22 protein-coding genes and 1 tRNA gene are annotated in these 22,441 nt (G+C 62.4%); 11 read left to right on the top strand and 12 right to left on the bottom strand.

From position 1 onward, the window contains the following. Positions 1-158: 158 nt before the first annotated feature. Together KTJ77_RS09160 and KTJ77_RS09165 are read right to left on the bottom strand one after the other, a co-directional pair. Positions 159-1,049 (bottom strand): M23 family metallopeptidase, encoded by an 891-nt coding sequence (locus KTJ77_RS09160; protein WP_254367407.1) that lies wholly within the window; start codon positions 1,047-1,049, stop codon positions 159-161. Between the two features lie 321 nt (positions 1,050-1,370). Further along, positions 1,371-2,072 carry a metal-dependent transcriptional regulator gene (locus tag KTJ77_RS09165; protein ID WP_217338084.1) on the bottom strand — a complete coding sequence of 234 codons (702 nt, stop codon included), beginning with the start codon at positions 2,070-2,072 and terminating at the stop codon, positions 1,371-1,373. A gap of 96 nt (positions 2,073-2,168) precedes the next feature. Here KTJ77_RS09165 and serC point away from each other — a divergent pair, with 96 nt between their 5' ends. Continuing rightward, the gene (gene serC, locus KTJ77_RS09170) at positions 2,169-3,281 is read left to right on the top strand and encodes a phosphoserine transaminase (RefSeq protein ID WP_217338085.1); all 1,113 of its coding nucleotides are present in this window, start codon (positions 2,169-2,171) and stop codon (positions 3,279-3,281) included. A 64-nt stretch (positions 3,282-3,345) separates the two neighbouring features. On the opposite strand, the gene KTJ77_RS09175 is transcribed toward serC, so the two are convergent. Both KTJ77_RS09175 and KTJ77_RS09180 read right to left on the bottom strand, forming a co-directional pair. After that, entirely contained in the window at positions 3,346-4,215 is an 870-nt protein-coding gene (locus KTJ77_RS09175; RefSeq protein ID WP_254367408.1) for a DUF3027 domain-containing protein, read from the bottom strand. Beyond that, positions 4,205-4,588 (bottom strand): cold-shock protein, encoded by a 384-nt coding sequence (locus KTJ77_RS09180; protein WP_217338086.1) that lies wholly within the window; start codon positions 4,586-4,588, stop codon positions 4,205-4,207. Before KTJ77_RS09180 ends, KTJ77_RS09175 begins: the two co-directional genes overlap by 11 nt. A 101-nt stretch (positions 4,589-4,689) precedes the next feature. Here KTJ77_RS09180 and KTJ77_RS09185 point away from each other — a divergent pair, with 101 nt between their 5' ends. From KTJ77_RS09185 to KTJ77_RS09210, 6 genes are all read left to right on the top strand, one after another. Further along, positions 4,690-4,974, top strand: a complete 285-nt coding sequence (locus KTJ77_RS09185) for a multidrug ABC transporter ATPase (RefSeq protein ID WP_217338087.1) — start codon at positions 4,690-4,692, stop codon at positions 4,972-4,974. A gap of 9 nt (positions 4,975-4,983) precedes the next feature. Further along, positions 4,984-6,687, top strand: a complete 1,704-nt coding sequence (locus KTJ77_RS09190; protein ID WP_217338088.1) for a helicase-associated domain-containing protein — start codon at positions 4,984-4,986, stop codon at positions 6,685-6,687. A 47-nt stretch (positions 6,688-6,734) separates the two neighbouring features. Further along, the gene (locus KTJ77_RS09195; protein ID WP_217338089.1) at positions 6,735-8,378 is read left to right on the top strand and encodes a DNA repair helicase XPB; all 1,644 of its coding nucleotides are present in this window, start codon (positions 6,735-6,737) and stop codon (positions 8,376-8,378) included. 55 nt (positions 8,379-8,433) lie between these two features. After that, positions 8,434-9,120: a response regulator transcription factor gene (locus tag KTJ77_RS09200; RefSeq protein WP_147825590.1), complete on the top strand. Its 687-nt coding sequence runs from the start codon at positions 8,434-8,436 to the stop codon at positions 9,118-9,120. Between the two features lie 62 nt (positions 9,121-9,182). After that, entirely contained in the window at positions 9,183-10,916 is a 1,734-nt protein-coding gene (locus tag KTJ77_RS09205) for a sensor histidine kinase (RefSeq protein ID WP_367948878.1), read from the top strand. A 113-nt stretch (positions 10,917-11,029) separates the two neighbouring features. Continuing rightward, entirely contained in the window at positions 11,030-11,320 is a 291-nt protein-coding gene (locus tag KTJ77_RS09210) for a WXG100 family type VII secretion target (protein ID WP_217338090.1), read from the top strand. Between the two features lie 56 nt (positions 11,321-11,376). On the opposite strand, the gene KTJ77_RS09215 is transcribed toward KTJ77_RS09210, so the two are convergent. From KTJ77_RS09215 to KTJ77_RS09235, 5 genes are all read right to left on the bottom strand, one after another. Beyond that, the gene (locus KTJ77_RS09215; RefSeq protein WP_217338091.1) at positions 11,377-12,345 is read right to left on the bottom strand and encodes a squalene cyclase; all 969 of its coding nucleotides are present in this window, start codon (positions 12,343-12,345) and stop codon (positions 11,377-11,379) included. A 126-nt stretch (positions 12,346-12,471) separates the two neighbouring features. Further along, positions 12,472-14,088, bottom strand: a complete 1,617-nt coding sequence (gene groL / locus KTJ77_RS09220) for a chaperonin GroEL (RefSeq protein WP_217338092.1) — start codon at positions 14,086-14,088, stop codon at positions 12,472-12,474. A gap of 142 nt (positions 14,089-14,230) precedes the next feature. Beyond that, entirely contained in the window at positions 14,231-14,782 is a 552-nt protein-coding gene (locus KTJ77_RS09225; RefSeq protein ID WP_217338093.1) for a LytR C-terminal domain-containing protein, read from the bottom strand. Next, positions 14,760-15,056 carry a DUF3263 domain-containing protein gene (locus KTJ77_RS09230; protein WP_217338094.1) on the bottom strand — a complete coding sequence of 99 codons (297 nt, stop codon included), beginning with the start codon at positions 15,054-15,056 and terminating at the stop codon, positions 14,760-14,762. The genes KTJ77_RS09225 and KTJ77_RS09230 overlap by 23 nt, the downstream gene beginning before the upstream one ends. A gap of 20 nt (positions 15,057-15,076) precedes the next feature. Then, a complete protein-coding gene (locus KTJ77_RS09235) occupies positions 15,077-16,075 on the bottom strand; it encodes a DUF2332 domain-containing protein (RefSeq protein ID WP_217338095.1) in 999 nt (332 codons plus the stop codon). 71 nt (positions 16,076-16,146) lie between these two features. On the opposite strand from KTJ77_RS09235, the gene msrB reads away from it, so the two are divergent. Further along, positions 16,147-16,551 (top strand): peptide-methionine (R)-S-oxide reductase MsrB, encoded by a 405-nt coding sequence (msrB, locus tag KTJ77_RS09240; RefSeq protein WP_217338096.1) that lies wholly within the window; start codon positions 16,147-16,149, stop codon positions 16,549-16,551. Beyond that, positions 16,548-17,078, top strand: coding sequence for a nitroreductase family protein (locus tag KTJ77_RS09245; RefSeq protein WP_217338097.1), 531 nt, complete (start codon positions 16,548-16,550; stop codon positions 17,076-17,078). The genes msrB and KTJ77_RS09245 overlap by 4 nt, the downstream gene beginning before the upstream one ends. Before the next feature lie 80 nt (positions 17,079-17,158). On the opposite strand, the gene KTJ77_RS09250 is transcribed toward KTJ77_RS09245, so the two are convergent. From KTJ77_RS09250 to KTJ77_RS09260, 3 genes are all read right to left on the bottom strand, one after another. Then, on the bottom strand, positions 17,159-18,109 hold the full coding sequence (locus tag KTJ77_RS09250; protein WP_367948879.1) for a DMT family transporter: 951 nt from the start codon (positions 18,107-18,109) through the stop codon (positions 17,159-17,161). A 296-nt stretch (positions 18,110-18,405) separates the two neighbouring features. Next, positions 18,406-18,478 (bottom strand) — tRNA-Thr (locus KTJ77_RS09255). Positions 18,479-18,510: 32 nt separating this feature from the next. Beyond that, on the bottom strand, positions 18,511-19,602 hold the full coding sequence (locus KTJ77_RS09260) for a protein-disulfide isomerase (RefSeq protein WP_217338098.1): 1,092 nt from the start codon (positions 19,600-19,602) through the stop codon (positions 18,511-18,513). 274 nt (positions 19,603-19,876) lie between these two features. Between KTJ77_RS09260 and KTJ77_RS09265 the strand changes: the two genes are divergently transcribed. Further along, a complete protein-coding gene (locus KTJ77_RS09265) occupies positions 19,877-20,983 on the top strand; it encodes an ABC transporter ATP-binding protein (RefSeq protein ID WP_217338099.1) in 1,107 nt (368 codons plus the stop codon). 65 nt (positions 20,984-21,048) lie between these two features. Continuing rightward, a complete protein-coding gene (locus tag KTJ77_RS09270) occupies positions 21,049-22,359 on the top strand; it encodes a DUF4032 domain-containing protein (protein WP_217338100.1) in 1,311 nt (436 codons plus the stop codon). Positions 22,360-22,441: the final 82 nt, after the last annotated feature.

The raw sequence follows: 22,441 nt of genomic DNA on the forward strand, positions 1-22,441 counted from the left end.
TCGCAGGCATTGCAACAGAACGTCTCGGCCTCCTGCACCCATGGTTTGGGTGCGTGGTCGTCGGTTCATATGCTCACTCTCCGCTTCTCCGCGTCGGGTAAAGAGTAAACCCGCCAGCGACCTTTTCAGGCCACTGGCGGGTTAATTCTTTGTATTTGTTAGCCCGCGTTGGCGTTCAGCCATGCCATCGGGTCAACCAGCGAGCCGTTAACCTCAACCTCGAAGTGGAGGTGGTTGGCCGTCGAACGTCCGGTCGTACCGACCGCGCCGATCGGCTGACCGACCGAAACGGTGTCACCGACGCTGACGAGTCGCGTGCCATAAGTCATGTGTCCGTAGAGCGTGGAAACGCGCTGACCACCGATGACGTGGTCAAGCACAACGCCGACGCCGTAGCCCCAGTAGCTTTCGCTGGAAACGGTGACAACACCGTCAGCTGCCGCGTAGATCGGGGTCATGGCCGGAGCGAGGATGTCGACGCCATCGTGCGAACCACCGCGCGACCGGAAGCCATCACCGATGTAGTCGTAGCTCTGCAGGGGGAAGATCACGGTGCCGGAACCAGCCGGAACCATGGAGAGGTCGACGTTGGACCACGCACTTGCCGCCTGGGAGTTGGATGCGGCCGCAGCAGCAGCCTGTGCAGCCAGTTCCTTGGCGCGCTGGGCGGCGGCCTCTTCTGCCTTCTTCTGCTCGATCTCACCAATGGTGGTCGCAGCGTACGTGGTTGCCTGCAGGTTTGTGGTGTCTGCGTCCGATGCGACGACAAGAGTCTGTGCGCCATCTTCTGCGACCTGCTGGAGCGTCACGGACTCGTCGACAGCTGGCTTGAAGGCGGCGTATGCGGGCAATGCGACGGTAGCAACAAGACCAGCAACAGCACCGAAGATCGCGAGTGCCCTGATGGGGCGAATCTTCGTGTGAGCCTGGGCGGGGGCCACGGGCTTCTTGGTGTTCTGTTCGGCGCTACGACGGGTAATTCGAGGGGTTGAAGAGGCAACGACCGATGAGTCGGTCTCGTTCTTCAACGATTCGTTCTGTGACGACAAGCTGATCCTCCGGGCGCCTCTCCACTATGCGTGGCGGCTCGTCGGCACTCTGTTACTCAGGGCACTTTGTGCATCGGGACCCGCGGAAATGACGAGCCAGCGAGGCATTTTCCACGGTGTCCTCTGGCCAGCTTCTCGCCTTCGGACTTCAGCAAGGCTACCCGAATGTAACGATATTGTCTCGCTGAGACCCAACTTTTCCGAGAATTCTCATGTTGGAGCGATTCCACAACCCCGCGTTCGCCGGGTTGTACCCCTTCTCACACCGGGCTGTCTTCCGCGTAATTTCGGGGAAGACGGGGCAGATTCCCGGTCGCAGCGTCACGAACGATCGCTGAGCAGAAAAATGTGCGCGGCAACCTCAACTGGCAGTTCCAGACCGGCTTCGTTACCGTCCATCTCCACCAGGACGTAACCCTCGTTGAAACGGAACTGGCCGTGAGCTCCTGGCAAGACGCCAGCGTCACGGAACTGCTCAAGCAGTTCCGGATCAACCTGTGCGGGCTCGGCGAGGCGGCGCACGGTGCCCTCGATCGGCCGGCCGGCGTCGGTGAGGCGCTGGACTAGGCCGACGACGCCCTCCTCGAACGTCGCGTTCGTCTCGCCGCCCACCTGATCCAGCCCCGGAATCGGGTTGCCGTAAGGCGATTCGGTGGGGTGACCGAGCAACTCAACGAGGCGGCGCTCCACCTGCTCGCTCATCACGTGTTCCCAGCGGCACGCTTCTTCGTGCACGTACGCCCAGTCCAATCCGATGACGTCGGAAAGCAAACGCTCAGCCAGACGGTGCTTGCGCATCACGTCGACAGCCTTCTGGCGACCCTCGTCAGTGAGCTCCAGCGTGCGCGTCTCCGACACGACGACGAGGCCATCACGTTCCATGCGCCCGACCGTCTGAGAAACCGTCGGGCCCGAGTGGCCAAGGCGCTCAGAGATGCGCGCACGCAACGGCGTAATGTTCTCCTCTTCCAGCTCCAAGATGGTGCGGAGGTACATTTCGGTGGTGTCGATCAGGTCAGTCATGGCGCCTCACTGCTCCGGTAAAGATTGGTCTCTAGCCTACCGACTTTCGTTGTCACACTCTCCAGGCACCTCCCGGGAAAGAACTACACTGAACCCATGGCGACAGTTGAGATTCCCCGAGACCTCCTACCCGCTGACGGCCGCTTCGGCTGCGGTCCTTCCAAGGTGCGCGAAGAGCAAATTACTTCGCTCGCCGCGGCCGGCCTGTCACTGCTAGGTACGTCCCACCGCCAAGCCCCGGTGAAGAACCTCGTTGGTTCCGTCCGTGACCTCATGAGTACGCTGTTCCGTCTGCCCGATGGCTACGAAGTCATCCTTGGCAACGGCGGTTCGACCGCGTTCTGGGATGCCGCGGCATTCGGCCTCATTGAGAACCGTGCTCAGAACCTCGTGTTCGGTGAGTTCGGCGGCAAGTTTGCGAAGGCGGCCGCGGCTCCGTGGCTCCAGGCTCCGGATGTACGCAAGGCAGAACCCGGAACCATTGCCGAGGCTGAAGCAGTAGCAGGCATCGACGTGTACGCATACCCGCACAACGAGACCTCGACCGGAGCCGCCGCTCCCATCCGCCGCGCGCACGGCGACGATGGTGCCCTGACGGTCGTCGACGCGACGAGCGCAGCCGGTGGCATTGACTTCGACGCGGCAGAAACCGACGTCTACTACTTCGCTCCGCAGAAGAACCTTGGTTCTGACGGCGGCCTGTGGTTCGCACTGGTCTCTCCCGCCGCTATCGAGCGCATCGAGCGGATCGCCGCTTCGGGTCGCTACATCCCCGACTTCCTCAGCCTTAAGCAGGCCCTCGACAACTCACGTCTCAACCAGACGCTGAACACCCCGGCCCTCACGACGCTGCACCTCCTGAACAGCCAGCTCGATTGGATCGTCGGCAACGGTGGCCTCGCTTGGGCAGATGCTCGCACGCGCGAAAGCTCAGGTGCGCTGTATGAATGGGCTGCGGCCTCAGCGGTGGCAACGCCGTTCGTCGCGAACCCGGAGCACCGCTCCCCCGTCGTCGCCACGATTGACTTTGACGAGTCTGTCGATGCGGCCGCGATCGCAAAGACACTGCGCGCCAACGGCATCGTTGACACGGAGCCGTACCGCAAGCTCGGCCGCAACCAGTTGCGTGTCGCCACGTTCGTCTCGATTGAGCCCGACGATGTGCGCCAGCTGATCCGCAGCATTGACTACGTTTTGGCTCACAGCTAAGACCAACGCACAAGGGGCGGTCCTCTATCATGAGGACCGCCCCTTGTGCGTTGTTGAGATCTGACTAGCGACGCAGTCGACGCCAGTTCAACCGGCGACGCTTCTTCTCCGGCGCGGCAGCCGCGACCGTCGCGACTTCCTCGTCGTCATCATCGTCATCTGACTCGTCGTCGTCATCATCGTCATCGTCATCGTCGTCATCGTCAGACTCATCATCGTCGTCGTCATCGTCGTCGTCATCCGACTCGTCGTCATCGTCGTCGTCTGACTCGTCATCGTCGTCATCGTCGTCATTCGCGTTGATGTCGGCTTCGCCGAGCGCATCGATATCGATGCCGTTGAGATCCTCGCCGCCCTCGCTACGCATGTCGTCCGGGTCAAAGTCGAGTTCGTCGTCGTCTTCGTCGTCGTCGTCAGCATCATCGTGGTCGGCGTGATCGGCTGCCGGTTCATTAGCGGCGATCTGCGCTGCCTGATATTCCGCGAGGCGGACATCCCACGGTACCCAGTCAGGTGCAACAAGGGCTTTTTCGCCGGGGAGAAGTTCGGCTTCAAGAACGGTCGGTTCTTCGCCAGGCACACGGGCGAGCGACACCGTCCAGAACCAGCCGGGGTATCCGAGCAGCGTGGTTTCAAACATCAGAGACACGACGCCATCGGGCTCAACGATGTGGCCTGCGGGCTTGCCGATCGATGCGGCCGGCGTAATCTCCAGCAGCGCCGCATAGGCAAGATCGTGTGCGGCAAGGAGCGTTTCGTCGGGTTCGGTGGCCACGACCGGTGCGCCGCCATCGGGTTGCGCTTCGGTACTCGACGAAGTCTCCTCCGCCGCAGCCACAGGGTCCGCTTCGGCTTCCGCCACGACCTCAGCGGCGACGGCCGATGTCTCGTCGGGCTCCCCGGGCGTCACGATGTCATCTGATTCAAACGTCAAGCTCGTCCGCCACCTTGCGCAGTACTGTTGCGACCTTACGTGTCTGGCTCGACGACGGGTACCGACCGTGGCGCAGGTCGCCACCGAGGTTGTCGAGGAGCTTAACGAGGTCTTCGATAATGATCGCCATGTCATCGACAGGCTTTCTGTTCTTTTTTGCGAGGCTCACGGGAGCCTCGAGGATGCGTACCGCCAGGGCTTGCGGGCCCCGCTTACCTTCAGCGACGCCAAACTCGACACGCGTGCCTGGCTTGGGCGCAGGCGATCCTGCCGGCAGATTGGTCGCGTGCAAGAACACGTCTTGACCATCCTCAGCCGAAATGAAGCCGAAACCCTTTTCTTCGTCGTAGAAACGGACTTTGCCCGCTGGCATAGCACCCTCACTGAACTCGTGCGCCTATTTGGCGCGCTAAAGCAGGGTCAAATGACCCGTCCACCAGCCTACCTGGGTCTAGGCGAATACACTGGAGAGTGATGAGTAACGAAAATCCTGACACTGAGGTTCCTGTCACGCGTCTTGACCGCATTTTGGCGGTGTCGTCGCTGACGCTCATTGTCGCGGCCGTCATCTGTTTCGTGGCCGTCATCATTGGCTCCATGATCACGGTCGACTTCAGCACGCCGCTGTGGACGATTCTGAGCGGCATCATGTACTACGGGCTCCCTCTCGGCGTTGTGCTCTTCTTTACGTTGCTTATTTCGAACACCGTGCGTCGGGCGAAGCTTGCCAAAGCAGCCCGCGGCAACCAACAGCGGTAGCGGCGTTTTATGACGACCGACGCGCGCGGGCTCGCCGTTGCCCTGGCTACCCAGAGTGACGAGGCTCTCGAGCGGCTGTTCACGGCGCGCGATGTGTCACCGCGCGTCGTCTGGCGCGATTTCTTTGACACCGCAGAAGCATTTCTCGAACCGGCCTCTATTCAGGCTGGCCTTCGCGCAGTCACCGCCGCACAGGCGGCCGCGCTGCGCCAGTTGGCGGCGGGAGAGGCACTCCCCTCCGTTGATCAGGCCCTGGTTGCTGCTGGCTTTATGACTGCAGACGGAACCATGTATGCACCGGTGGCGAGCGTGGTGCGTCAACTGCCAACCGCCTCCAACACACCCGCGGATGATTCCAGCGCAGAACCCGCCGCTCGGGCAGCCGAACGCGCCTTTACGACAATCGGCAACATTGCCGATCTCCTCACGGTGCTGTTGACCAGCCCTCTCGCACAGATCGGAAGCGGAGCCGTGAGCGCCGCCGAACGTCGGCGTCTCGCCGAAGCCAACGTTGTCGACGACCCGGACGACGTCGACACCCTCCTGCGCATCGGACTCATTTCGGGGCTGACCGCCACGCTCGAACGCACCTGGATGGCAACGCCTACCGGCGCAAACTGGCTTCGCGAATCCAACCGTGAGCGCTGGGATCGCATTGCCCGCGCCATCGTCGCGTACCTGCCTGCAGGCATGCGTGCTGACGACGGTTCCGTGGTGCCGGCGCACCTGTGGCCAGGCGCCTACCCGTGGGATCCGGAATGGCCCGCGCGCGCGAGCCGCATTCGCACCGCGCTTTTCCTGTTGGGCCTGCTCACCGCCGATGGCACAGCGACACCGTGGGCTGCTCCCCTGCTTGCCGGTGGTGAGCCTGACCGCGCCGCGCTCAGCGAGCTCTTGCCGCATGAGGTCGACCAGATCTACCTGCAACATGACCTCACAGCGATTAGCCCTGGCCCGCTCGAGGCCGCGCTCGATATTCGGCTGCGCTCGATGGCGGTGCGTGAATCCCACGCGCAGGCATCGACGTATCGGTTCACCCCATCGTCGCTGATGGATGCGGTCACCGGCGGCGAAACCGAAGAGACGATCACCGAATTTCTGACGAAGATCTCGTTGACGGGTATTCCGCAGCCCCTCGCCTATCTTGTCGGCGAAACAGCCAGAAGGCACGGTTCCATTCGTGTCGGCAAGCACGGCGATGAGACGCTCGTGACTGCTGAGACAAACGCACTCATCGATACGCTCGCGGTTGATCAGGTGCTGCGCCCGCTGGGCCTGACCCGCTCCTCCCTCGGACTCGTGTCTCGAGTCGGACGCGATACCGTCGCTGTCGCCCTCGCCGACGCGCACTATCCGGTGATTTTGGTGGCGGCAGACGGAACCCCTGAGCGGCTGCAAAGGCACCGGCTGGCAGAACATTCGGCTGCGCACGAAGCGCACGCCTACGCCGATCTCATCGAGCGGCTCCGCGAATCGGCGCGCGATAACTCTGAAACCGCGTGGCTTGAGCGAGAGCTGGAGCTGGCGGTACGAAATCGCAGCACGGTGACGGTCACGGTGGCGATCCCCGGAGCCGATCAGCGCACATTCACGCTGGAGGCGTCTGGTTTTGGTGGCGGTCGCCTCCGCGGCCGTGACAAGGCAGCGGATGTGGAGCGCACCCTTCCGATCTCCCACATCACCCAGATTGAGACGATCAGTTCGGTAACGTAGCGGGCTTGCGGCGCAAGGCTCAGGAAGCGCTACTAGACTTGCACGTTATGGCTAATGGCCCCCTGATCGTACAAAGTGACCGAACCGTTCTGCTCGAGGTTGCACACCCAGACGCGGAAGCGGCACGTCACGAGTTGGCTGTGTTCGCTGAGCTTGAGCGCGCACCAGAACACATTCACACCTACCGCGTCACCCGCCTCGGACTGTGGAACGCGCGCGCCGCCGGCCACGATGCCGAGAACATGCTTGACACGTTGAACCGGTGGTCGAAGTTTCCGGTGCCGCCGTCTGTCGCACTCGACATCACCGAGACGGTTGGCCGCTATGGGCGCCTGTCGATCGAACGGGACGAAGAGGGCACACTGATTCTGCGGAGTGCCGACCGCGCGGTGTTGACGGAGGTCGCCCGCAACAAGCGAATCTCGCCGCTTCTGGTTGGCCACCCCAGCGAAGACACCTACGTCATTGATGCGTGGGCGCGCGGCCAGATCAAGCAAGAGCTGCTCAAAATCGGCTGGCCGGCAGAAGACTTCGCCGGATACACGCCCGGAACCCCGCACGAAATCGCGATGGATGAGACGAGCGATTTCTCGCTGCGCCCCTACCAGCACGATGCCATCGATACCTTCGTTGCCGGTGGTTCCGGCGTCGTCGTTCTGCCCTGTGGCGCAGGAAAAACCCTCGTCGGGGCAGGCGCCATGGCCGAGACGAAAACCACCACGCTCATTCTGGTGACGAACACGGTAAGCGCGCGGCAGTGGCGAGATGAGCTGCTCAAGCGCACGACACTGACGCCAGAGGAAATTGGCGAGTACTCCGGCCAGAGCAAAGAGATCAAGCCGGTCACGATTGCGACCTACCAAATCTTGACGGCAAAGCGGAAGGGACAGTATGCCCACCTCGCGTTGCTTGATGCGCTGGACTGGGGCCTCATCGTGTACGACGAGGTGCACCTGTTGCCAGCGCCGGTGTTCAAGCTGACCGCCGACCTGCAGGCACGCCGACGCCTCGGCCTCACCGCGACACTGGTACGCGAAGACGGCCGTGAGGGCGACGTGTTTAGCCTGATCGGACCGAAGCGTTTTGATGCGCCGTGGAAGGAGATTGAGGCTCAGGGCTTCATCTCTCCCGCCGTTTGCTACGAAGTGCGCATCGACCTGCCCGAAATCGAGCGTCTGGAATATGCGGCATCTGCCGATGATGAGCGTTACCGGTTGGCTTCAACGGCACCCGCGAAGATTCAGACTGTGCGTGACCTGGTGGCCAAGCATAAGGGCGAACAGATTCTGATCATCGGTCAGTATCTCGACCAGATCGACGCGGTATCCGATGCGCTTGGCGCGCCCAAAATCACCGGTGCCACGCCCGTCGACGAGCGTGAAGTGCTGTTCCAAGCGTTCCGCACCGGGGAGATTTCGGTACTCGTCGTGTCGAAAGTTGCAAACTTTTCTATCGATCTGCCTGAAGCGTCCGTCGCGATCCAGATTTCTGGTTCCTATGGATCCCGTCAAGAGGAGGCGCAACGCCTCGGACGACTGCTGCGCCCCAAGAAATCGGGGCACACGGCCAGTTTTTACACGTTGATCGCCCGCGACACCGTGGACCAGGATTACGCGCAAAACCGGCAGCGGTTCCTCGCCGAACAGGGTTACAGTTACACAATTTTGGACGCTGATTCGCTGGCGGCGTAGCGACATTCGTGCAAATCGTAGGCAATACATAGCATCGGGTGGCAATAATGGGGGCATGACTGCACCGCGCATCCTCATCGTTGACGACGAGCCCAACATTCGTGACCTGCTGAGCACAGGCCTACGATTCGCCGGATTCCAGACCCGGGCCGTGATTAACGGCGCCCAAACCATCTCCGCCGTGCTCGAAGAAGAGCCCGACCTGATCGTGCTTGACGTGATGTTGCCAGACATGAACGGCTTCAGCGTCACGAAGCGTCTGCGCGAGGCGGGTTACACCGCTCCGATCCTTTTTCTGACTGCCAAAGACGACACCGAAGACAAGGTCGCCGGCCTGAACGCCGGTGGTGACGACTACGTCACAAAGCCGTTTGCTCTCGATGAGATCGTCGCACGCATCCAGGCCATTCTGCGACGCACGATGCAGGCAGACGAAGAGTCAATCATTCGTGCAGGCGAGCTCACGATGGATCAAGACACGCACGATGTCTACATCGGTGACACCGCGATCGATCTCAGCCCGACCGAGTTCAAGCTGCTGCGCTACCTCATGCTCAACCCCAACCGCGTGCTCAGCAAGTCGCAGATTCTCGACCACGTGTGGGAGTACGACTTCAACGGCGACGCAGGCATCGTGGAAAGCTACATTTCCTACCTCCGCCGCAAGATTGATCCGCACGCGACCGAGTCGCTGATTCAGACAAAGCGCGGCTTCGGTTACATGCTGAAGACCTCCAAGTAAAAGACAAGGGGGCGTTCGCTCTGGACGACTCACCCGACACACTGACCCGCTGGTGGCGAGGCGTGAGCTTGCGCGCCAAGGTCACGGGTGTCACCGTTGCGGTGCTGGCGATCGGCCTCTTCTCGGCCGGCGTCGGCGCCGTACCTTTTCTGCATTCCGCCTTCATTCAGCAGATCGATGATTCGCTGAAACAGCAAGCTTCCACCACGACCCCGCAACAGGTCTTCACGATCTCCGAGGTCGATGGCCAGCTGATTTTCACACCGCGCTCAACCATTCCGGGGACGATGCCGTTTACGGCGATCTACGTCAGCGACCAGCTCGTGGCTATGGCGGGTGGCTACGGCCACGAAGAGCCTCAGATTCCGTCGACCCTGCGCCTCGATATTGGTCCGCAGCGCGACAGCGCCTCCGACCTTTCCTCGGTGGAAGGCCGCGAGGGTGCGTTCCGTGCCCGCGTCGAACTCACGACCGTCTCCACGTCGCAGGGCGACGTTCTCGTCAGCCAACTGGTCGCCATTCCTACCGCAGACGTCGATCGTTCCATCGCGACGTACCTGGGCATCTTTGGAATCCTCGCGACCGTGACGATCATCGCGGTCGGAATGCTGACACGGTGGCTCGTGACACTGACTTTTCGCAGTCTCGGGCAAGTGGAAGCAACAGCGATGGCGATCGCCTCCGGAAACTTCAGCCAGCGTATGGCAGGAGCGGAACCTCGCACCGAGGTGGGCAGACTGAAGACCGCCATCAATACGATGCTGGGGCGGATGGATGCGGCACTGGCACAGCGTGACGCGAGCGTTCGTCAAATGCGCCGCTTCGTTGGCGACGCAAGCCACGAACTTCGTACCCCCCTCGTGACAGTGCGCGGCTATGCCGAGCTCTATCGGATGGGTGCGATCCGGGGCGAAGAAGACACCGCACAGGCCATGGACCGGATCGAAAAAGAAGCGATCAGGATGGCGGCGCTTGTGGAGGATCTGCTCGCGCTCGCCCGTCTCGACGAGAAGCGGCCACTGACGTTTGCCGCTATCGACCTGCGGCCTATCGCCCGCGATGCTGCGATGGACCTCCGTGCGCAGGCCCCCGACCGCCCGGTCACCGTCTTTACCGAACGACAGACGCCGACCACTCCCATTCCGGTGCAGTCAGACGCCGCAACCGGAACCACGACGCACGCCCGCAAAGGACGTGCGCAGGCGACTGCGGCGTTGTCACTCGCCGAGGCGACGCTGCAGCGCCTTCGTCGCAAGCCTCGGCCTGTCACGGGCCCCGGCCAGGTGCAACCCCTCATCGAAGAAGCGATCCTGCCGCCGCCTGCGCGAGATCCCATCGTGTTGGGCGCGGAAGACAAGATTCGCCAGGTCGTTGCCAACATTGTCGGCAATGCACGCCGGTACACCCCGGAGGGGTCCCCCATCGACTTCGCCGTCGGCGTTGATGACACCGAGACCATGGGGTGGATCGCCATCATCGACCATGGTGAGGGAATCCCCGACCAGATGAAGTCACAGATCTTCCAGCGCTTCTGGCGTGCTGACACGTCGCGCACCCGCGAAACCGGTGGATCTGGGCTCGGGCTGGCCATCGTCGCCTCGATCGTTGAGGCCCACCACGGCAACATCACCGTGGAGGACACCCCTGGAGGCGGTGCGACATTCCGTATTTCTTTCCCCCTGGCGTCACGGCCTGAGGCCGCTGAACACCTCCACATTGAGACTCAGCCGCTCCAGCGTCTGACCGAAGCGGACATCGCCGAAATGTCTGCCGAGGCGAAAAAAGACAGCGAATAGCGCGTTCCTCCCCATCGGGAGAAATCCCACGATTCTCCACCGCTTGCCTGGTTCCGCCGTGGTGGTGCTGTCCCGCTTTTAGCCTGGTGTCACTCAATAAGAAGGGACACCTCATGGCAGTATTTTCGGTAGATTCCGATGCCGTCGTTTCAGCAACTGCGACTGCGCGGGCGACCGCGGAGCGCGTGCGCACCGACGTGGCATCACTCATTGCGAACCTGCAGGCCTTGCAAGGTTCATGGTCGGGCTCAGCCTCGATCGCATTCCAGGAGATTCTGGAAATGTGGCGCGGCACACAGCGCGAAGTTGATGCAGCACTGGACCGTGTGAATCTTGCACTGGACAGCGCGGCACGGCAGTACAGCGACGCAGAACAGGCGAACCTCAGCCTCTTTCGTGTGTAGTTCGGCGGCTGACTCGGTTCATTCCCCTCGAACCGGGTCAGCCTCCGTGCGGCTGATTATGGGTGATCGACGGCGTCGTCATCGATCCAGCGCAACACGCGCAGCGCCTGGAGCGTGACGTTGCGCGAGGGCTGCCCGACGGGCTCGTCGATGTCGAACCAGACGCGGCCGGGGAGGTGATGATCGTTGAGCCATCGGCCGTCCGGCTGTTGCTTCTCTCGAACGAGCTCGACAGCACCAGCGAGACGCGCGTCAGGTGCGGTGCCGTCGTAGCGTGCGGCCAGGCGAAAATAGTCGAGCGCACGGAGGGCAGAGTAGGCATAACGTGGGATCGCCAGAAACTTCTCGGCCCAGACACCGACGCGCTCCCCCGTGCTGAGCGAATACATCAACCGGCGTTCCAAGAGGTACTCTTCGGCGCGATGGCGCACCGCGGTGATCTCCTCGGTGCCAAAGCCCGCCTGTTCGTAGGCCAGGAGAGCGAAGAGCGCGTTAATCGTGGAATGAAAACTCGACCGGACCGAACCGTTTTCCCATTCACAGTTGAAGCCGCCGTCGGGCATCGTGTGTTCCACAAACCAGTGCGCGAGCGGAGACATATCGACGCCGAGCCACAGGCCGTTTTCGACCGTGAATGCGTTGATGCAGACGTCAACCTCACCACCCCAGTACGGCAAGTCGTCGTATTCCCAACGGCTATTGGCTGCGAGCCGGTCGGCGGTGTCCCCGAGCGCCGCGGCGTCAACTCCCCATAACCGCAACATGTTGAGAGACCAGGTTGTTGCCGTCCACGGTTGGCCTGGCTCGCCCTGCCAGTCGTCTGCGAGCGGAAAGTAGGCACCGCCAGCCCACTGGCCGTCGGCGTCCTGTTTGGCAAGCAACTGGGCACCGTAGCCCTCGGTCGCTGTCCGCGCGCGCGTGCGACTCCACGCTGACAGCGGCGCATCCAAGAGGTCGCGTTGCACGTGAAATTGCAGCGAAGGGTCGCTGTCCAACAGCCATGTCATCACGTTGTCGTGTGCCATGGCAAAAATGGTACGCGCGAGATGCCTTATGCACACTGCCCCTCTGTGCAGACCATGCACGAAGGGGCAGTGTGACGGAAAAGAGCTGGGGCCCCGACTTTCGTCGAGGCGCCAGCTCTGATCTACTTAGAAGTCCATGCCACCGGTCGGGTCACCAGCAGGTGCGCCAGCCTTCTCCGGCTTGTCAGCCACGACGACCTCGGTCGTCAGGAACAGACCTGCGATCGATGCAGCGTTCTGCAGTGCCGAACGCGTCACCTTGGCGGGGTCGATGATGCCCTGTGCGAACATGTCACCGTACTCGCCGGTTGCAGCGTTCAGGCCCTGGCCGCTCGGCAGCTCAGCAACCTTGTGCGCAACAACGCCGGGCTCCAGACCCGCGTTGAGTGCGATCTGCTTGAGCGGAGCTTCAATTGCCACGCGAACGATAGCAACACCCGTTGCTTCGTCACCGGTCAGTTCAAGCGAGTCAAGAGCCGACGCTGCCTGCAGCAGAGCCACGCCACCACCGGGGACGATGCCCTCTTCGACAGCAGCCTTTGCGTTACGCACGGCGTCTTCGATGCGGTGCTTGCGCTCCTTGAGCTCAACCTCGGTTGCAGCTCCGGCCTTGATGACTGCAACGCCACCGGCAAGCTTTGCCAGGCGCTCCTGCAGCTTCTCGCGGTCGTAGTCGCTGTCGGTGTTGTCGATCTCGCGGCGGATCTGGGTAACGCGACCCTCGATCAGCTCTGCCTCGCCAGCGCCCTCAACGATGGTCGTCTCATCCTTGGTGATGATGACCTTGCGAGCACGACCCAGAAGGTCAAGCGTTGCGTTCTCGAGCTTAAGGCCGACCTCTTCGGTGATGACCTGGCCGCCGGTCAGGATCGCGATGTCCTGCAGCTGAGCCTTGCGGCGGTCACCGAAGCCGGGAGCCTTAACAGCTGCCGACTTGAAGATGCCACGGATCTTGTTGAGAACGAGCGTTGCGAGTGCTTCGCCCTCGACGTCCTCAGCGATGATAACGAGTTCCTTGCCGTCCTGGATGACCTTGTCAACGATGGGCAGCAGGTCCTTGATGTTACCGATCTTCTGGTTAGCGATCAGGATGTACGGGTCTTCGAAGACCGCTTCCTGACGCTCAGGGTCGGTGACGAAGTAGGGGTTCAGGTAGCCCTTGTCGAAGCGCATACCTTCGGTGAGCTCCAGCTCGGTGCCGAACGTGTTCGACTCCTCGACGGTGACAACACCTTCCTTGCCCACCTTGTCGATGGCCTCGGCGATGAGTGCACCGATGGCCGGGTCTGCGGCCGAGATCGATGCGGTAGCCGCGATCTCTTCCTTCGACTCGATTTCCTTAGCGTTCTCGAGGAGCTGAGCGGTGATGGCCTGAACAGCCTTCTCGATACCGCGCTTCAGCGAGATGGGGTCAGCGCCGGCTGCGACGTTGCGCAGACCTTCGCGCACGAGTGCCTGAGCCAGAACCGTAGCGGTCGTGGTTCCGTCACCAGCGACGTCATCCGTCTTCTTGGCAACTTCCTTAACGAGCTCTGCACCGATCTTCTCGTACGGGTCGTCGAGCTCGATTTCCTTGGCGATCGAGACACCGTCGTTCGTGATCGTGGGAGCGCCCCACTTCTTCTCGAGCACAACGTTGCGACCGCGCGGGCCAAGGGTTACCTTGACGGCGTCAGCCAGGATGTTGAGTCCGCGCTCGAGGCCACGACGTGCCTCCTCATCGAAAGCGATGATTTTAGCCATGAGTCTTTCGTCCTTCCTGGACGTCGGCGAATCAAATTTTTAGCACTCAGTGATGCCGAGTGCTAAACCCATTCTGGCACTCACCCCATGCGAGTGCAAGCCAGAAAGATCAGCCTTGGGCGGACAAAAGAACGGAACCGTCTCAGCCTGCAGGGGTGAAATCGGCACCGATCACGATGGTTAGCTGCGCAGCGTCAGCCGCGTCTCCCACCTGGTAGACATCGCTTTGTTCGACGAGGGCATCGCCGACGAGGCCGGCAACACCAAGAGCCGGGCTCTGATCTCCAGGGAGTGGGTAGTAAACCGTAGTGCGAGCGAAGTCTTTATCGTCCGAGTCGATCGAGAAGATCTGCTCCTGCGTCCAGCCATTCGCCACCAGAATCGCGGTGACTTCAGCGGTCTTCGCGGCGTCCGGTGTCGCGTTCAAAATCAGGATCGAGTAGCTCGTATCAATGCGGGCCTCGATCGGGGCCTGCGTGATGCCCGTTTGCGGCGTCTCGTCGCCAAACGAAATCTTGCCCATCACGACAAGCGCTCCGAAAACACCGCCGACGAAGAGGACGACGGCCGCGACGGATGCCCAGAGAAATGTGGCCCAGCCGCGCCCGCGCGGTAACTCAGCGCGGTGTGCTCCGACGCGGCCCTTGTCGCGGGCTACATCATCGAAGCGATCACGCGGGAAGTTCGAAGGCACCCGATGATGCTATCGAACCCAACCCGGAATCCTTGGCAGATTCTCCCAGCAACGGCGCTCGGCCTGCCCGCTGCCGCCGGATGCGGGCAGCCAGGAAAGGGTCGGTCGCCACCGCCGCCTGCGACAGGCTTACGCGCGCCAGCACCTGGTAATACCGCACCGCTGTGAGGCCCCAGCGCTCGGCAATCGCCTGCTCTTTCGCAGCGGAGTGTTGCGGCCAAGCGGCCTCGAACCGCAGCATGTCGTGCTCGGACTCAGCCAGAGAAGTGCTCATGGCTCGAGCGTAGGCCGAGGCTACGACATTGCCCCCGCAGCACTCTCGTCGTCGAACCAGTCGATCCAGCGGCCAAGCGGATCGGCCGCAGCGAGCACCACACCGTTGCGAGCCAGCGCGAAACCATCAGCGGGCACCCGCACCGTCGACGTCGTCCATGCTGAGTGCACGCGTGGCGCATCCAGCGTGATCCAGTCATCCGCCAGTTCGCGTACGACTGCGATCAGGCGTTCCCGCTCAGCCCATGCAATGTGCGGCAGCACCCCAGGCGTGGTGATCACGATGCGCGCCCCAGCGGGAGCCTGAGCGACGACAGCGGGCAGCACGTCAGCCGCGTTTCCCGCCACCATGAGCGGCGGTTGGGCAGCCACAATATCGAGCGCGGCCGCGATCCGCTCTTCGCGGCCGGTCTCCCCCGGCCATACCAGTGCTCGCAACCATGCTCGGTCGGCGTCATCGCGTGCATCCAGCGGATTCAGGTCGACGCCTGCGCGCCACACAATGGTCGGGCTTCGAAGCGGTGGAACCACGTGGCCACGAAGTGCGCATTGCAGCGTGACAGCACCGGCTGGTTCCGGAGCCCACCGCGCCACCTCGCCCGCCGCGGTGACATAGGAGTAGGTGTAGCGATCGGGGTAGAGGCAGAGCCCGGCCGAAGCACCGATCTCGATCAGCGCGATGGGCCCATCGATGGCGGCAAGCGCAGGCATCAGTGCGGCACAGCGAAGCGGCTCGTTGGTTTGCACCGACCGCCCTTCGCCTGCCGCACGAATCTCCGCTGCGTGCGCAAGAACCCAGTCGCGCCACCTGGTTCCGCTCTCCTGGGGAGCACCGGCGAGACGCATGACGGCGAAGATCAGCGGCGGCTGTCTGCGCTGCGGCGCAAAACTGGCCACGACCGCGGCGACCGCAGAGTCCGACGCAACAATGTGCGCCCACGCCTCGTATAGCGAGCTTCTACCTGGCGCTTCGTCTGTCGCGAATCGCGCATAACGCTCTTGAACCTCAGCAATGCTCACTCCCCCATTGTGACCGCTCTCGCGCCAGAGCCTGCGCCAGGGGTGAGAATAGAAGAGACAAAAGGAGCGACATGTCGTACAGCGTGAATAAGTCAGATGCCGAATGGCGCGAGAAGCTCGATGCCAACCAGTTTGCGGTGCTCCGCGAAGCGGCAACCGAGCGTGCTTGGACGGGTGAGCTCCTCGATGAGCACCGTGCGGGCCTCTACACCTGCGCGGGATGCGGTGCCGAGCTTTTCCAGAGCGGAACCAAGTTTGATTCCGGTTGCGGTTGGCCCAGCTTTTACGAGTCGGTACGGCCTGAGGCCGTCGAACTCATCGAAGACAATTCGCACGGCATGGTGCGCACCGAGGTGCGCTGTGCTGGGTGCGGTGGCCACCTCGGTCACGTCTTCCCCGATGGTTTCGGAACGCCGACTGGTGACCGTTACTGCATGAACTCGCTCGCGCTGTCGTTTACGCCCGAGAGCGAATGAGTGTGCGCGATGCGGTGCTGATGCGCCGCTCCTGGTCCAAGGTCACGGATGATGCTCCGACGCACGACGACATCCTTGCGCTTGTTGAAGCTGCCAGCCGTGTCGCCGATCACTCGTCGCTGAGCCCCTGGCGCGTGATCGAGCTGCGCGGTGATGCCCGCGAAAGGCTGGGCCGCGCGATAAACAAGGCCAATGGTGACAAGGGATCTTCATCGAAGCCGTTACGCGCACCGCTGCTGCTGGCGATCGTCTTTTCCCCGCAGAAGAGCGGCAAGGTTCCGTCATGGGAGCAGGAGGCCGTTGCGTCAGGTGTCGCGCACACACTCAGCCTGATGCTCGACGATGAGGGCTGGGGTGTGATTTGGCGCACCGGCGGCTATACCCGCTCGAAGGCGGTCGCGAAGATGCACAAGCTCGGCAAGCGCGAGCAGCTCATGGGCTGGCTTTATGTGGGTGGCAAGCCCGAAGGTAAGCGCGAAGGGCGTCGCAAGACGACCAACCCGCGCAAGAAGGTCACGGCGCTGTAGCGCGGAACCACGGGCTGGGTTGCAGAGGCCGCCAGCGTCGTGGGTGCACCTCTGCGATGCATTGGCGACCTGGTGTCGCCCTAACGACGTCGGCGTCGCTTCAGGCGGTTCCATGGCACCGTCGCGGTGATCACTGCGGCGAGGGCCAGCACGACCATGATCGTTGACTGCCACCATGCCGGCGGGTTGGATGCCGGGAAGAAGGCGTCAACGATGACCGATGTCGTGAGTTGCCCGACGACACTGGCAAGGCCAAGCAGGAGCACGCCGATGCGGTGTACGACCGCGGCTGACACGAAAATGTACAGCACACCGATGACACCGCCGACGTAGAGCCAGGGTTCGGTGGGCCAGGGGTTCGTCGGACCCATCAGGGTGACCGATATGACGGCGGCAATCGTCAGCACCGTCGTGCCCGCGATGAAGTTCATCAGCGTCGCGGTCATCGGGTTGCCAACGAGCAAGCCGAGTCGCCCGTTCGTTGCCTGCTGATAGGCGATGCCGACGCCAACACCGAATGGCATGAACAGGATCCACCACGGTGTCCGCTCGAGCAGGTCGCCGGTGAGGGCAACGACGACGGAGGCCAGCGCGAGTGCTGCACCGGCAGCGCGGCCGACGGTGACGGCAACCGCGCCTGCGGGCCCATAGCCGATGCGGTCGATGATGAGGCCGGTGACGGCTTGCCCAGCAACAATGCCGACGGTGAAAAGCGCGACACCAATAATGCCGACTGTGAGCCCCTGTGTTGCGACCGAGAACGCGCCAGCGAGGCCACCGGTGAGCAGGTACCAGGGAATCCGGCGATCGCGCACGCCGGTAACCAAGCGCTGCGCGCCGGCTCGGCCCGACTTCGTGAGCACCGTGATGACGATCAGCGCGGCAAGGCCAGATGCAAACGAAATGAATCCGGCAACAAAACCGTTCTCGAGGCGGGTGCCGAGGTTGCCGTTGATACGCGCCTGGATGGCGGTGAGCGCACCGACCATGATCGCGGCGAGAATTCCCATCCAGAAGGTTCTGCGACTCACGACCGAACTCATTGCACGCTCATGTTTCGCAGACACCACACGCTTTCAACCGTAGCGCTTCGCATCAGCCCACTTTGCCGCCCGCCGTGGTTCCGCCCCCGGTACCGCTCGCGTCGTTCAACTCCGCCGATGTTCCGCTCGGGTCGTTCCGCCCCCGATTTCTCCGGCAACATTCTCCGGTTCTCGCGATAGACGCCGGAACCTCGGAACCATTGGGGTCAGAGCACGAGGGATGTCGCAGAAAAATCGAAGGCCCCGCCTCTCAGAAACCTAAGATGACGGGGCCTTTTATCGAGAGCCGACTACGGGACTCGAACCCGTAACCCCCATATTACAAGTATGGTGCGCTACCAATTGCGCCAAGTCGGCAGAGCAACCAGCATACCGGTTACTCCGGGCGGTTACGTACCAGGTGCGGGCGTGACCGATTCTGTCGGTGCGGGTGTCGTCGCTTCCGGCGCGGGCGTTTCGGTTGCGACCTCGCTCGGTGTTGGCGTCGGCGTGGGTGCGTAGAACGCGTCAGATGACGCCTTCAGAACCGCCTGCGCAAACTCGGCAGCATTGCCGGGGTTACCGACGTACTTCACACCGTCGATAAGCACGAGGAACGAGCCGTCAAGCTTGACCTTCGAGTCAGCGACCTTCTTGCCTGCAACTTCGTCTGTCTGCTTCTTGGCCCAAACCGTGAACGTCTCGTCTTCAATACAAGCGCGCACCTTTTTCGGCTGGTCGGCGCCGATGGCGATGGCGAGGTCAGCGAGCTCCGCGTTGGAGTAGCCCTCGGTTTCGACGGCCGGCTGCGTTGCCAAGAGCTCATGGTGGTAGGCAAACAGGCTGACGGGCGAATACGTTGCCACGCACCCGACGGAAGCCATCGCGCGAACCGAGTACTTGGTTCCGTTCGACTGGCCGGTGACGGTGGCAATCGGGTAGTACGTCAGAGTAATAGCGCCTTCACGCACCCACTTTGCGAGCTGAACAGCGTTCGCGATCTGGAATGCGGAGGCATCAGCGTCGTGGTAGTCGGTATAGATGTTGACGTTCAACGGTGCAGCCGTGGGCGTCGCGTCAGGGGTTTCCTCGACCGGAACCTCTTCCGTTGCTTCCGGGGTCGCCGTCGGCTCGGTGATGGTTCCGTTGCCAGCTGACGTTGACGCGGACACCAGGTCAACGTCAACAACAAAGCCACCGTTAACGAGGTTCTTCGGCTCGGAGAGCGGCTTGCCCGCTTCGCCTGCGACAACGTTCGTGACGACGATAGCTGCGGCGGCGATCACGGCGACCGCCACAAAACCAATCACGCTGCGCCAAATCAGGCGGGAGCGCTTTTGCTGTGCGGAGACCAACTGGGCCTTCTCACGCACGGCATCACGCCGCGACTCCTGAGCAACCGGGGTGGTACCCGTGGTCGTCGGAACGATGCCGGTTTCTGGCTTCGCCTCGGGGAGATTCTGCTCCTCCGCAGGCGTTCCTTCTGCTTCTTCGTTTGACATGACACCTCATATTCGACCTGACGGGTTCAGGCCTTAGCCGCGCAAGGCAACCTCTCAATGTTAGTCCGACGCGCTGGGAAATACCCAGATGATCGGTCAACAGACGCTGGCATGGCGTCCATAATCCGCAGAAGAACGGGGCAAAATCTCTGCGCACACGGCACCGAGATCTGACATACTGGTCGAGGCCCAACGACGGGCCACGGCGGGGTTGCCCCCACCGCGCTTCACAACGGATCGTCCGGCACGTACCTGCCGGTGAAGGAGAAAAACAATGGCATCTGTAACTTTTGACGCCGCTACCCGCGTCTACCCGGGAGCAACGCGCGCCTCGGTTGACAAGATCAGCCTCGAGATCGAAGACGGCGAGTTCCTCGTTCTTGTCGGTCCTTCCGGTTGCGGTAAGTCGACCACCCTGCGCATGCTCGCTGGCCTCGAAGAGGTCAACTCGGGTCGCATCCTCATCGGCGACCGCGACGTCACCGACGTTCCGCCCAAGGACCGCGACATCGCGATGGTGTTCCAGAACTACGCGCTGTACCCGCACATGACGGTGGCTGAGAACATGGGCTTCGCGCTCAAGATCGCCGGCGTCAGCAAGCAGGAGCGCGCCCAGCGCGTTGAAGAGGCAGCCAAGCTCCTCGACCTCACCGACTACCTCAACCGCAAGCCGAAGGCTCTCTCGGGTGGTCAGCGTCAGCGTGTTGCTATGGGTCGCGCCATTGTGCGTGAGCCCCAGGTCTTCCTCATGGATGAGCCGCTGTCGAACCTTGACGCGAAGCTCCGTGTGCAGACGCGTACGCAGATCGCATCGCTGCAGCGTCGCCTTGGTGTCACCACGGTCTACGTCACGCACGACCAGACCGAGGCTCTCACCATGGGTGACCGCATCGCCGTTCTGAAGGACGGCCTGCTGCAGCAGGTTGGTACCCCGCGCGAGCTGTACGAACGCCCCGCAAACGAGTTCGTTGCTGGCTTCATCGGCTCCCCCGCCATGAACCTGTTCGAGGCAAAGATCGCAGACGGCGGCGTCGTCTGGGGCAACGAGATTGTCGCTGTTGAGCGCGACGTGCTCGCCAAGGCAACCGGCGAGACGGTCACGATTGGTATTCGCCCGGAAGACCTCGTTCTCGGTGGCGCAACCGACGGCGGCCTGCCCGTCACGATCGACCTGGTCGAAGAGCTCGGTGCTGACGGCTACCTCTATGGTCGCGCCGGTGCGGGCACGGACGCCGAGCACGAGATCGTGGCTCGCGTTGATGGCCGCAACCACCCGAACGCTGGCGAGACGGTTTCGCTCAAGCCTGTTGCCGGTCACCTGCACGTCTTCGACGCGACGACCGGTGAGCGTCTCACCGACAAGGCCATCGCTTCGGCGTAACAAACGCATAAGCAACGCGGTGCAGGGGTTTCCTTGCACCGCGTTGCTCATTATCCGGAGGAATCGTGTCGGAATCACTGACCATCACCGCCAGCGCAATCGACCCTGGCCTGCTTGACCTGCCCTGGTCTACGCCTCTTGGTCAGTGGCCGAGCAACACCATCGTTTCGCTGCCTAAGGGCTTGTCTCGACACCTTGTGCGCTTTGCCAGCCTGTCTGGCCGCGTCATTGCGGTGAAAGAGACCACCGAAGCGATGGCAACGCGCGAATACGAAATGCTCGGCAACCTGCAACGCCTCGATGTGCCATGCGTCGAACGCGTCGCCGTCATCGCTGGGCGCTCTGGGAAAGACGGAACCTCATTGCCCGCGGCTCTCGTGACCGCCCACTTGCGCTTCTCGATGCCGTACCGAGCCCTGTTCACCGGTGTTCTGAAGCCCGAAACCGCGAACCGTCTGGTCGATGCGCTTGCGGTCCTGATGGTGCGTCTGCACAACGTCGGCTTCTACTGGGGCGACGTTTCTCTTTCCAACACCCTGTTCCGCCGCGATGCGGGCGCCTTTGCCGCCTACCTCGTCGACGCGGAGACCGGCGAACTCCACGAGGCCGGCCTGACCGATGGCCAGCGCCTGTACGACCTCGACCTCGCCCGCACCAACATCGCAGGCGAAATCTTTGATCTCGCAGCTGGCGGGCGCCTGGAGGAGTCCGTCGACGCGATCGCCATTGCCGACCGCCTGGTCAGCTCCTACCACTCGCTGTGGCATGAGCTCACCGACCGTGAGACGTTCCCGCTCACCGAATCGTGGCGCATCACGGAGCGCGTCGCGCGCCTGAATGCGCTGGGATTCGACATTGATGAGATGTCTATCCAAACCACGAACGACGGAACCACGGTGGTGATCCAGCCGAAGGTTGTGGATGCGGGGCACCACGCTCGTCGTCTGCTTCGTCTGACCGGACTCGATGTCGAAGAGAACCAGGCCCAGCGTCTCCTCAACGATCTCGATGAGTTCCGCGCACGCTCGGCCCGTGTCTCCTCCGACGAAGAGATGGCAGCACACGAATGGCTGACGCGCGTTTTTGAACCGGTCGTGAAGGCGATTCCGTTTGAACTCCGCGCCAAGCTGGAACCGGCCGAAGTGTTCCACCAGGTGCTCGAGCACCGCTGGTATATGTCACAGGCCCGCGGTTCTTCTGTGCCGCTTGCCGAAGCGCTCTCCAGCTACATCTCCACCGTGCTGCGGCATCGCCGCGACGAGGCCACGATCATGGGGCCGCCAACGGAGACGACAACGTTGCCGCTGATCGATACCGACGGGCCGGCGGAACCAGATGACGATGAGGATACGGGCGACTGGCGCGACCGCATCTGAGCATGGGGTGACCCATGACACTTGTCACGATGTGGTCGTGACACTGCCCTCTCGTCGGGGTGCGGCGAAGCCGACAGGCTTG

This window comes from Microbacterium sp. NC79 (assembly GCF_019061125.1).
Taxonomy (GTDB): domain Bacteria; phylum Actinomycetota; class Actinomycetes; order Actinomycetales; family Microbacteriaceae; genus Microbacterium.

Coding starts and splice junctions, on each gene's coding strand:
- KTJ77_RS09200 (WP_147825590.1), top strand. CDS start 8,434: ATGACTGCACCGCGCATCCTCATCGTTGACGACGAGCCCAACATTCGT.
- KTJ77_RS09165 (WP_217338084.1), bottom strand. CDS start 2,072: ATGACTGACCTGATCGACACCACCGAAATGTACCTCCGCACCATCTTG.
- KTJ77_RS09185 (WP_217338087.1), top strand. CDS start 4,690: ATGAGTAACGAAAATCCTGACACTGAGGTTCCTGTCACGCGTCTTGAC.
- KTJ77_RS09190 (WP_217338088.1), top strand. CDS start 4,984: ATGACGACCGACGCGCGCGGGCTCGCCGTTGCCCTGGCTACCCAGAGT.
- KTJ77_RS09265 (WP_217338099.1), top strand. CDS start 19,877: ATGGCATCTGTAACTTTTGACGCCGCTACCCGCGTCTACCCGGGAGCA.
- msrB (WP_217338096.1), top strand. CDS start 16,147: ATGTCGTACAGCGTGAATAAGTCAGATGCCGAATGGCGCGAGAAGCTC.
- serC (WP_217338085.1), top strand. CDS start 2,169: ATGGCGACAGTTGAGATTCCCCGAGACCTCCTACCCGCTGACGGCCGC.
- KTJ77_RS09260 (WP_217338098.1), bottom strand. CDS start 19,602: ATGTCAAACGAAGAAGCAGAAGGAACGCCTGCGGAGGAGCAGAATCTC.
- groL (WP_217338092.1), bottom strand. CDS start 14,088: ATGGCTAAAATCATCGCTTTCGATGAGGAGGCACGTCGTGGCCTCGAG.
- KTJ77_RS09180 (WP_217338086.1), bottom strand. CDS start 4,588: ATGCCAGCGGGCAAAGTCCGTTTCTACGACGAAGAAAAGGGTTTCGGC.
- KTJ77_RS09210 (WP_217338090.1), top strand. CDS start 11,030: ATGGCAGTATTTTCGGTAGATTCCGATGCCGTCGTTTCAGCAACTGCG.
- KTJ77_RS09245 (WP_217338097.1), top strand. CDS start 16,548: ATGAGTGTGCGCGATGCGGTGCTGATGCGCCGCTCCTGGTCCAAGGTC.
- KTJ77_RS09195 (WP_217338089.1), top strand. CDS start 6,735: ATGGCTAATGGCCCCCTGATCGTACAAAGTGACCGAACCGTTCTGCTC.
- KTJ77_RS09215 (WP_217338091.1), bottom strand. CDS start 12,345: ATGGCACACGACAACGTGATGACATGGCTGTTGGACAGCGACCCTTCG.
- KTJ77_RS09230 (WP_217338094.1), bottom strand. CDS start 15,056: ATGAGCACTTCTCTGGCTGAGTCCGAGCACGACATGCTGCGGTTCGAG.